Raw genomic sequence first — 9,376 nt, 5'->3', positions numbered from 1 at the left:
TGGCGAAGCCGCTCACCGGCGACGGCGAAGCACAGCGCCACGACGAGCCGGTCGGCGTCGCCGGTGAGCGGCTTCGCCATGAGCATCGCCGACCCGATCAGGTTGCCGACCCCGTAGCCGGCGACCAGGGCGGCCGCGAGCGCCGCGCCGCCGAACTGCGGAGCGACCGCCACGGCGTAGATGGGCAGCACCGCGACCGAGAATGCGACCGTGACGGTGAGTGCGAGCGTGCGCCGCAGCGGCCCGGAGCGCCAGATGCGCCGCAGCGTCTGCGCCGGCGAGGGCACCGCCGCGGCGTCGACGGCGGGGGCCTGCTGCGGCAGCGCCAGCACCGCGGCCGCCCCGACGACCGCGGCGCCGGCGAGCACGAGCGCGGCGGCCAGGGGGCCGGGCCCCGCGGCGATCCACGCCACCGACGCCGGGCCGAGGGTCCCGCTGACGCCGTAGCTCGCGACGTCCCAGCTCTGCGCCCGCCGCTGATGCCGCTGCGCGGGGCCCGCGATCGCGGGGAGCCGACTGCTGATGCCGCCGGTGAGCATCGGGCCGAACAGTCCCGAGACGGCCAGGAGGAGTGCGGGCACCACGGCCCAGGTGTGCGGCAGGAGGAGTGCGGCGACGCCGAGCAGTGCGCCGTGCACGAGGGCGGAGGCGGCGATGACGGTGCGCCCGTCGCGGGCGGTGTCGAGTCTGCGCGAGATGAACGGGCCGAGCAGGTGGGGTGCGGTGATCGACGCTCCCAGCAGGCCCGACACCCAGGCGGGGAGCCCCGCGTGCTGCGCGAGGAGCACGATCGCGACGACCGCGCCGCCGTCGGCGCTCCGCACGAGCGTCGCGGCGAACACGTAGCGCGCGAGCCCGCCGCGCGGCCGGGGCCCGCCGCTCCGCGCCGCCGCCGCAGCCGCGCCTGCGCCGCGCGGCATCGCGTCAGCCGTCGAGCCCGAGTTCATCTGCGACCCGCGCGACCTCGGCGCGCTGCGCCTCGGTGAGGCCGAGGATGGGGAGGGGGAGGGATCCGCGGCGCACCAGCCCGAGGTGCTCGGCGATCGCGGCGGTGACGCGCAGGCTGCCGCCCATCGTGCTGAAGAGGCGCCAGAGCGGCTGCAGTGCATCGGATTCCCGGATCCCGGCCTCGGCATCGCCCGACCGCGCCGCGCGAAGGATGCGCAGCGCGGTCTGCGGCAGCGTGCCGGCGATCACCGAGTACCAGGCGTCGCACCCCGCCGCGAGGCCGGCCGCGGCGAACGCGTCGCCCGAGATGCCGACCGTGACGTGCTCGGGGAGCACCGCCCGGATCCGGGCCATGCGATCCGCGGCGGCCGCCGCGTCCGCGGGCAGCGCCGGGATCTTCACCGACGCGATGCGGGGCAGCTGCGCGATGCGGCCGTAGAGTTCGGTGCTGAATGCGAAATGCGTCGTGCCGGGGTTGTCGTAGACGATCACGGGCAGCTGCGTGGCCCCCGTGACGGCGGCGAACAGTTCGAAGACGTCGTCGTCGGTGAGCGGCTGGTAGGTCATCGGCGCGAGCAGCACCCCCGCGGCTCCGGCGGCCTCGGCGCTCCGCACGTGGTCGAGCACGTGCGAGGTGCGGAGCGCGCCGACCCCCACATGCACGGGGGTCGTGCCGGCGTGGGCGACGGCGAGACGGGCGACCCGCGCGCGCTCCTCGGGGCCGAGGTACGCGTACGATCCCGTCGAGCCGAGGGCGGTGATCGAGTCGACCCCGGCGGCGGCGAGCCGCTCGATGAGGCCGGCGTAGGCGGACTCGTCGACGGCGTCGTCGACGAAGGGGGTGAGGGGGAACGCGCTGAGACCGGTGAACACGGGAGCTCCATTTCTGGGTCGGGCTGGGGCTGGGTCGGGCTGAGGCCGGGTCGGGCTGAGGCTGGGGCGGATCGGGCTGGGTCGAGCTGAGGCCGGGGCGGTTCGGGCCGGGGCGGCGGTGGGCGTCTCCGATCGACGTGGCCGGCCTGTGCACTATCGTGCCGCGCCGACTGGTTGTACCGTTACTCCGGAATCGTTCATGTTCAGTAGACCGGAAAGGCGACGATGCGGCATCGGATCCCCGTGGACCTCGTGCTCGACACGACCGCACCGCCCGGAGCGACGACTCGGGAGCACCTCGTCGAGCAGCTGCGCGACGCGGTGCTCGCCGGGCAGATCGCGGCGGGCGCCCAGCTCCCCTCCTCGCGATCGCTCGCGGCCGCGATGGGCTGCTCGCGCGGCACCGTCATCGCCGCGTTCGAAGAGCTCATCGGCGAGGGGTACTGCGTCTCGGTGCCGGGGTCGGGCACCTTCGTCGCGGCGGATCTGAGCATCGTCGCCGGGCGACGGCCGACGCCGCGCACGGCGCGGCCCGATCGCGATCCGCCCCCGCCCGGCGCCCCGAGCATCGCCCTGGGCGGCAGCGCCCACCACCTGTCGCCCGGGAGCCCCTCCACGCGGTTCAGCGGCACGCGCGAGTGGCAGACCGCCTGGCGCCGGGCGCTGCGCCGCGAGCTGCCCTCCGTGCCGCCCCCGCCCGCGGGCGACGCGCGTCTGCGGGAGTTGATCGCCGACCACCTGCTGCAGGCCCGCGGCGTGCGGTGCGACCGCGACGACGTGCTGCTGACCGCGGGCACGAACGACGGGATCGCGCTGCTGATGCATGCGCTCCGCGCCGAGGGGCCGGTCGGTGCGCGGATCGCGACCGAGGAGCCGGGGTACCCCGCATCGCGCCGCGTGATCCGGCGACTGGGCGGGCACTCCGTCGGCGTTCCCGTGCGCGGCGGCGGCATCGACATCGAGGCGCTGCGCGCGCAGGAGGGGCCGTTCGCGGGGGTGCTGCTCACCCCGAGCCACCAGTATCCGCTCGGCGGCCGCATGCCCGTCGCGGGCCGCCTCGCCGTGCTCGACTGGGCGCGCGAGCACGACGCCCTCGTGATCGAGGACGACTACGACAGCGAATTCCGCCACGGCGCCCCCGCGCTGCCGGCGATCGCGTCGCTCGACGACGAGCGCCGCGTCGCCCTCGTCGGCAGCTACTCGAAGACCCTTTCGCCGTGGCTGCGATGCGGCTACGTGGTGGTGCGCCACCCCGACGTGCGCGAACGGGCGCTCGCGGCGCGCGCCGATCTCGGCCTGCCGCTCTCGGGAACGGTGCAGCACGCCCTTGCGGAGTTCTTGGAGAGCGGCGGGCTGCGGCGGCACCTCGCGCGGGCGGGGCGCGCGTACGCGCACCGCCGAACGCTCGTGATCGACGCGTTCGCGGGCGCGCCGGGGGTGCACGTGCACGCGGTCGAGGCCGGGCTGCACGCGACGCTGACCTGGGAGCCGGGGCCGACGGCCGCCGCGGCGGTGCGCGAACTCGCGGCGCGCGGGGTGACCACGACCCCGCTGCACGAGTACTACGACGATCCCGCGAGCGCCCCCCACGGCCTGGTGCTCGGCTACGGTGCGGCCAGCGACGTGCAGCTGCACGGCGCACTGCAGCACATCACCGAGGTGCTGGCCGGGGCTCGGAGCGGGGCCCGGAGCGGGCCCCAGGGCAGGGATCAGGTCGGGGATCAGGGGAGCGCGTCGGTGCGGGCGTGATCGGGCATCGCCTTGATGAGGTTGCTCATGCGCATCGTGCAGCACCGGTGGCCGCCCTCGTCGGTGACCACGATCTCGTGCACGGCGAGGCTGCGCCCGAGGTGCACGGGCGTGCAGACCGCGGTGACGAAGCCCGCGGTGGCGGAGCGCGTGTGCGTCGCGTTGATGTCGACGCCGACCGCGAGGCGGCCGGGCCCGGCGTGGAGGTTCGCCGCGAGCGACCCCAGCGTCTCGCCGAGCACCACGTACGCGCCGCCGTGCAGGAACCCGACGGTCTGCCGATTGCCCCGCACCGGCATGCGCGCGACCGTGCGCTCGACGGTGTACTCGAGGAACTCGATGCCCATCGCATCGGCCAGCTCGCCGGCGCCGTGCTCGGCGACGTAGTTGCCCGAACCCGCGCTCACGCCCGCACCCGCGCCCGCGCTCACGCCCGCACCCGCGCTCATGCCCGCACCTCGGAGGAGCGCTGGGCGCGGGAGCCGCCGGTGAACTCGGGCCGCCGCTTCTGCTGGAACGCCGCGAACCCCTCTCGGTAGTCGTCGGTGCCGCAGAGCGCGGCCTGCACGCGGTTCTCGTGCGCCATCGACCGCCACAGCCCGAGGCGCTCATCGCGCAGCTCGGCGACCAGCGCCTTCGACGCGAGGAACGCCTCGGTCGCGCCGCGCGCCGCGCTCGCCGCAGCCGCGCGGGTCGCGTCGAGCACCTCGGCGTCGGGGAACGACCGCGAGAAGAGGCCGGAGGCCACGGCCTCTGCGCCCGACATGAGGCGGCCGGTGTAGATGAGGTCGAGGGTGCGGTGGGCGCCGAGCCGCTCGAAGAACAGGGCGTGCCCGCCCGAGTCGAGGGTCGCGCCGAGGTTCGCGAAGGGGCTCCCGACCTTCGCGGTCTCGGCGACGTAGACCACGTCGGTCGCGATGAGCAGTCCGAGCCCCACGCCGAGGCACGCGCCGTGCGCGGCGGCGAACGTGGGGGCGGGGAAGCGGCTCATGCGCTCGAGGAGCGGCTGCACGAGCCCGCCGAGATAGCCGTGCACGTCGTCGGTGCGGGGGTCGACGCCCGAGATGTCGCGCCCCGCGCAGAAGGCGCGCCCCTCGCCGCGCAGCACGAGGGCGCGCACCCGCTGCTGCTCGGCGTGCGCGTACGCCTCCGAGAGCTCGCGGAGGTCGTCGGGGCCGAGCGCGTTCAGGCGCTCGGGGGCGTCGAGGGCGATCTCCGCGACGTCGTCGGAGATGGTCAGAGTGATCATGCGGGCTCCGGTTCGGTCACGCGTCGTAGTCGACGACGACGCGGTCTGATTGCGGGTGGGACTGGCAGGTGAGCACGTAGCCGCGCTCGATCTCGTCGGCCTCGAGGGCGTAGTTCTCGGTCATCGACACCGACCCCGTGACGACCCGCGCGCGGCAGGTGCCGCAGACGCCGCCGGCGCAGGCGAACGGCACGTCGCTGCGCACGCGCAGGGCGGCGTTCAGGATGGTCTCGTGCGCGCTGACGGGGCTCTCGACGCTCGCGGAGGTGCCGTCGAGGGTGAAGTCGATCGCGATGGTCCGCTCGCCGGCGCGCACTTCGACGGGGCGCGCCCGGGTGGGGGCGGGCTCGCCGGTCGAGAACAGCTCGAAGCGCACGTGCGCCGGGTCGACGCCCAGTTCGGCCAGCAGGTCGCGGCACAGCTGCACGAGCTCGAAGGGGCCGCAGAGCACCCATTCGTCGGTCTGGTCGACCGGGATCACGGTGCCCAGGATGGTGCGCAGGCGATCCTCGTCGAGTCGCCCCGACATCACCGGCGCCGAGCGCTGCTCGCGGGAGAGCACGTGGTGGATGGCGAAGCGCTGCGGGTACCGGTCCTTGAGGTCGGCGAGCTCCTCGACGAACATGACGTCGAGCGACGACCGGTTCGTGAAGAGGAGGTCGAAGCGGCTCGTCTCGCTGTGTGAGAGCACGCGGTGCGCCATCGTGATGATCGGGGTGATGCCGGAGCCGGCGGCGACGCCGACGACGTGGCGGCCGTCGAGCTCGTCGAGGTTCGAGGTGAACGCGCCCTGCGGCGTCATCACCTGCAGCGTATCCCCGGGCCGCAGCGACTCGTTCGCCCAGGTGGAGAAGCGGCCGCCGAGGTCTCGTTTGACGGCGACGGAGATGCGCCCGGGTGCGGGGGGCCGGCAGATCGAGTAGGAGCGGCGCAGATCCTCGCCGTCGATCGTGGCGCGGAGGGCGAGGTACTGCCCGGCGAGGTAGGCGAAGTCGGCTGCGAGCCGATCGGGGACCTCGAACGTCACCTCGACGCTCGACTCGGTGAGCGGGCGCACCTCGGCGACCCGCAGTTCGTGGAACGTCGCGCGCCGCTTCGCGCCCAGGTTGATGGCGGCCATGGTGCTCCTAGTGGACCTTGAAGTAGTCGAACGGCTCGAGGCACTCGAGGCACTCGTACAGGGCTTTGCACGAGGTCGACCCGAACCGGGCGATCTCGCGGGTGCGGGTGGAGTGGCAGCGCGGGCACTTGACCGCGAGGGCGACCGGGATCGGCCCCGAGCGCGCCGCCGACCGGAAGTCGGGGGGCGCGATGCCGTATGCGGCGAGCTTGCGCTTGCCCGCCTCGCTCATCCAGTCGGTCGTCCACGCCGGGCTGAGCGTGGTGTCGACGCGCACCCGCGCGTAACCGGCGGCGCGCAGCCGCTGGGCGACGTCGTCGCGCATCCGGTCGATGGCGGGGCACCCCGAGTAGGTCGGCGTCAGCACGACGCGCACCTCGTCGTCGGCGGCCGACACGGCGCGGAGCACGCCCAGGTCTGCGATGGTGAGCACGGGCACCTCGGGATCCGGCACCTCCGCCGCGATGTCCCAGACCCGCGCCGCCTCGGGTTCGGCGGGGCGCCCCGCGGTCACCACGACGCCCCCGGGTGCCGTCGGGGGAGCCACTGCATCTCGGCGAGCAGGTAGCCGAGCCGCGTGCTGTGCATGCCGCGACGCCCTCGTGCGAGCGCCGGCTGCACGTCGGGAACGTCGAGCTCGGCCTCGGCGAGCACCGCGCCCACCGTGCGATCGAAGCCGGCGCGCAGCGCGCTCGGGGGCGGGGCGATGCCGGCGAGGCGCTCGACGAGCTCGTCGTCGGAGAAGAGCTCGTCGACGTACGGCCACAGGTCGCGCAGAGACGCCGTGATGCGGGTGCGCGATGCGTCGGTGCCGAGCGCGAGCCGCAGCATCCACTGGGCCGAGTGGTCGAGGTGGTAGCGCACCTCCCGCTCGGCCTTCCCGGCGATGGCGCTGAGGGTCGCGTCGCTGCTGCCGAGCAGCTCGCGGTACAGTTCGGCCTGGTACGCCGAGAAGAGGAACTGGCGGGCGATCGTGTCGCCGTAGTGGCCGTTCGGCTGCTCGACCAGCCAGCAGTTGCGGAACTCGGGCTCGTCGCGCCAGAACGCCAGGTCGTCTTCACTGCGCCCGGTCGCGCTGCCCGCGTAGTGCAGCAGGGAGCGCGCGTGCCCGAGCAGGTCGAGCGCGATGTTGCTCAGCGCGAGATCCTCCTCGAGCTCGGGGCCGCGCGACACCCACCAGCCGAGTTGCTGGGCGAGGATCAGGGCGTCGTCTCCGAGGCGCATCGCGTACTCGGCGGCATCGGGCGTCGCCACGGCGCCGGTGCCGGCTCCGGTGAGCTCGTCGGCGAGCTCGAGGTCGTCGACGCTCACGTCGCCGTGCGGATCGGCCGCGGCCGTGCGCGCCGTCGCGGTCTGCGCCGTCGCAGCCTCCGGCTCCGTCTGCGCGCTCACAGGTGCTTCACCCCTTCGGCGCGGGCGTAGTAGACCGCGTGCCGGAAGTTCTTGCCCGCGGGCGACTCGAAGAACACGCCCTTCGAATCCGGGTCGCTGGTCGTGATCGCCGCCGCCGGCACGACCCAGATCGAGACGCCCTCGTGGCGCCGCGTGTAGAGGTCGCGGGCGTTGCGGAGGGCCATCGCCTCATCGGGCGCGTGCAGGGATCCCGCGTGCACGTGGCTCAGTCCGCGGTTCGCGCGGATGAACACCTCCCACAGGGGCCAGGCCTCGGTGCCCGTCTCTCCGGGTGTCGACATCTTCGTCTCCTCGTATCTGCGGCGTGCGCGGCCCCGGCGGGGTGCGCGGGGCTCGGGTTCGGCGCGCGGTGCTCGGTGCTCGGTGCTCGGTGCGCTCGGTCGGCGTCAGGCCGCGAAGCGGCGGCGATCCTGCATCTTCTGCGCGTAGGCGGCGGCGGCCTCGCGCACCCAGGCGCCGTCGTCGTGGGCCTCGCGCCGGTGGCGGAGGCGCTCGGCATTGGCGGGGCCGCGGCCGGCGAGCACTTCCGAGAACTCGTTCCAGTCGATCTCGCCCATGATCCACCGGCCCGTCTCCTCGTCGTAGCGCAGGTCGCGGTCGGGGCACTCGAGGCCGAGCGCCTCGAACTGCGGCACGCACATGCCGACGAAGCGCTGGCGCAGTTCGTCGTTCGAGAACCGCTTGATCTTCCAGGCCATCGACTGCGCCGAGTTGGGCGATGCGTCGTCGCTCGGGCCGAACATCATGAGTGACGGCCAGTACCAGCGGTCGACCGCGTCCTGCGCCATCCGCTTCTGCTCGGGGGTGCCGTGGGAGAGCTCGTAGAGGATCTCGAACCCCTGGCGCTGGTGGAAGGACTCCTCCTTGCAGATGCGCACCATCGCGCGGCCGTACGGCCCGTACGAGGCGCGGCAGAGCGGCACCTGATTGCAGATCGCGGCGCCGTCGACGAGCCAGCCGATCGCGCCCATGTCGGCCCAGGTGGGGGTGTGGTAGTTGAAGATCGACGAGTAGCGGGCGCGCCCCTCGATGAGCGCGTCGGTCATCTCCTCGCGGGTGATGCCGAGGGTCTGCGCGGCCGAGTAGAGGTAGAGCCCGTGGCCCGCCTCGTCCTGCACCTTCGCGATGAGGATGGATTTGCGCTTGAGGCTCGGGGCGCGCGTGATCCAGTTCGCCTCGGGCTGCATGCCGATGATCTCGGAGTGCGCGTGCTGCGAGATCTGGCGGATGAGGGTGCGCCGGTACGCCTCGGGCATCCAGTCGCGCGGCTCGATGCGCTGCTCGTCTGCGATCAGGGCGTCGAAGCGCTGCTGCTCGGCGACTTCGTCGAGTTCATCGGTCGTCGATGTCATCTGATGCCTCCGTGTCTGGGTGCGGGTTCGGGATCGGCCGGTGCGAATGCTCGCGAAGTCTCGCCACGGGCGGAACACTGGTGGTAGAGTCGTCAACGGAATTACTGACCGACCATTCAGTCAGTATACGCCTCCTCCCGCGGCACCGCAAAGGGGAGGCGCACCGTTCCCGCCGACGCAATGGAGCGCCATATGAGTTCACCCGCAGACGTGATGCCGCAGGACGGCATCGAGGATCGCATCGCCTTCGACCCGAGCTGGGCCGCCACCGCCATGCTGCACGCCGACACCGCGAAGACCGCGTTCGGCATCCGCCTCCGCGCACTCGAACGCGGCAGGGCCGAGCTCACCATGACCGTGCGCGACGACATGGTCAACGGCTTCGGCATCACCCACGGCGGCATGGTCTTCACCCTCGCCGACACGGCCTTCGCCTACGCGTGCAACGAGGGCGAGCACGCCGTCGTCGCCTCCGGCGTCGACATCACCTTCACGCGCGCCAGCCGCGCAGGCGACACGCTCACCGCCGTCGCCGAGCGGCGATGGGTGTCGGGGCGCAACGGGCTCTACGACATCACCGTGCGCGACCAGCGCGGCGAGACGATCGCCGAGTTCCGGGGCCGATCGTTCGCCACCGACCGGCCGCTGCCGCCCCTGCCCGCCCACTGAGCC

11 protein-coding genes are annotated in these 9,376 nt (G+C 73.5%); 2 read left to right on the top strand and 9 right to left on the bottom strand.

Translation table 11 applies throughout. From position 1 onward, the window contains the following. Both NS354_RS12060 and NS354_RS12055 read right to left on the bottom strand, forming a co-directional pair. A partial coding sequence (locus NS354_RS12060) for an MFS transporter (protein WP_206542613.1) occupies nt 1-920 on the bottom strand: 920 nt, incomplete at its 3' end. A gap of 4 nt (nt 921-924) precedes the next feature. After that, nucleotides 925-1,821, bottom strand: coding sequence for a dihydrodipicolinate synthase family protein (locus NS354_RS12055; RefSeq protein ID WP_058594707.1), 897 nt, complete (start codon nt 1,819-1,821; stop codon nt 925-927). 225 nt (nt 1,822-2,046) lie between these two features. Here NS354_RS12055 and NS354_RS12050 point away from each other — a divergent pair, with 225 nt between their 5' ends. After that, nucleotides 2,047-3,570, top strand: coding sequence for a PLP-dependent aminotransferase family protein (locus tag NS354_RS12050; protein ID WP_058594706.1), 1,524 nt, complete (start codon nt 2,047-2,049; stop codon nt 3,568-3,570). Here the strand turns inward: NS354_RS12050 and NS354_RS12045 are convergent. The 7 genes from NS354_RS12045 to paaA form a co-directional block, all read right to left on the bottom strand. Continuing rightward, nucleotides 3,543-3,917 carry a hotdog fold thioesterase gene (locus tag NS354_RS12045; protein ID WP_241490528.1) on the bottom strand — a complete coding sequence of 125 codons (375 nt, stop codon included), beginning with the start codon at nt 3,915-3,917 and terminating at the stop codon, nt 3,543-3,545. The two genes, NS354_RS12050 and NS354_RS12045, sit on opposite strands and share 28 nt — an antisense overlap. A 98-nt stretch (nt 3,918-4,015) precedes the next feature. Continuing rightward, the gene (locus NS354_RS12040) at nt 4,016-4,819 is read right to left on the bottom strand and encodes an enoyl-CoA hydratase/isomerase family protein (RefSeq protein ID WP_058594704.1); all 804 of its coding nucleotides are present in this window, start codon (nt 4,817-4,819) and stop codon (nt 4,016-4,018) included. Nucleotides 4,820-4,835: 16 nt separating this feature from the next. Next, a complete protein-coding gene (paaE, locus tag NS354_RS12035) occupies nt 4,836-5,939 on the bottom strand; it encodes a 1,2-phenylacetyl-CoA epoxidase subunit PaaE (protein ID WP_058594703.1) in 1,104 nt (367 codons plus the stop codon). Nucleotides 5,940-5,946: 7 nt separating this feature from the next. Then, entirely contained in the window at nt 5,947-6,456 is a 510-nt protein-coding gene (paaD, locus tag NS354_RS12030) for a 1,2-phenylacetyl-CoA epoxidase subunit PaaD (RefSeq protein WP_058594709.1), read from the bottom strand. Continuing rightward, the gene (gene paaC, locus NS354_RS12025) at nt 6,450-7,331 is read right to left on the bottom strand and encodes a 1,2-phenylacetyl-CoA epoxidase subunit PaaC (protein ID WP_058594702.1); all 882 of its coding nucleotides are present in this window, start codon (nt 7,329-7,331) and stop codon (nt 6,450-6,452) included. Before paaC ends, paaD begins: the two co-directional genes overlap by 7 nt. Continuing rightward, nucleotides 7,328-7,633 (bottom strand): 1,2-phenylacetyl-CoA epoxidase subunit PaaB, encoded by a 306-nt coding sequence (gene paaB, locus NS354_RS12020; RefSeq protein ID WP_010155709.1) that lies wholly within the window; start codon nt 7,631-7,633, stop codon nt 7,328-7,330. Before paaB ends, paaC begins: the two co-directional genes overlap by 4 nt. Nucleotides 7,634-7,738: 105 nt before the next feature. Then, on the bottom strand, nt 7,739-8,704 hold the full coding sequence (paaA, locus tag NS354_RS12015; RefSeq protein WP_058594701.1) for a 1,2-phenylacetyl-CoA epoxidase subunit PaaA: 966 nt from the start codon (nt 8,702-8,704) through the stop codon (nt 7,739-7,741). A gap of 192 nt (nt 8,705-8,896) precedes the next feature. Here paaA and paaI point away from each other — a divergent pair, with 192 nt between their 5' ends. Further along, nucleotides 8,897-9,373 (top strand): hydroxyphenylacetyl-CoA thioesterase PaaI, encoded by a 477-nt coding sequence (paaI, locus tag NS354_RS12010; RefSeq protein ID WP_153002211.1) that lies wholly within the window; start codon nt 8,897-8,899, stop codon nt 9,371-9,373. The last annotated feature ends 3 nt before the right edge of the window (nt 9,374-9,376 follow it).

Source organism: Leucobacter chromiiresistens (assembly GCF_001477055.1).
GTDB lineage: Bacteria > Actinomycetota > Actinomycetes > Actinomycetales > Microbacteriaceae > Leucobacter > Leucobacter chromiiresistens_A.
Note: the sequence above shows the minus strand (reverse complement) of the source record. Positions and strands in the feature narration are given on the sequence as shown.

Excerpts from the sequence above, each read along its gene's own strand:
- NS354_RS12045 (WP_241490528.1), bottom strand. The coding sequence starts at position 3,917 with ATGGGCATCGAGTTCCTCGAGTACACCGTCGAGCGCACGGTCGCGCGC.
- paaA (WP_058594701.1), bottom strand. The coding sequence starts at position 8,704 with ATGACATCGACGACCGATGAACTCGACGAAGTCGCCGAGCAGCAGCGC.
- paaE (WP_058594703.1), bottom strand. The coding sequence starts at position 5,939 with ATGGCCGCCATCAACCTGGGCGCGAAGCGGCGCGCGACGTTCCACGAA.
- paaI (WP_153002211.1), top strand. The coding sequence starts at position 8,897 with ATGAGTTCACCCGCAGACGTGATGCCGCAGGACGGCATCGAGGATCGC.
- NS354_RS12040 (WP_058594704.1), bottom strand. The coding sequence starts at position 4,819 with ATGATCACTCTGACCATCTCCGACGACGTCGCGGAGATCGCCCTCGAC.
- paaB (WP_010155709.1), bottom strand. The coding sequence starts at position 7,633 with ATGTCGACACCCGGAGAGACGGGCACCGAGGCCTGGCCCCTGTGGGAG.
- NS354_RS12050 (WP_058594706.1), top strand. The coding sequence starts at position 2,047 with ATGCGGCATCGGATCCCCGTGGACCTCGTGCTCGACACGACCGCACCG.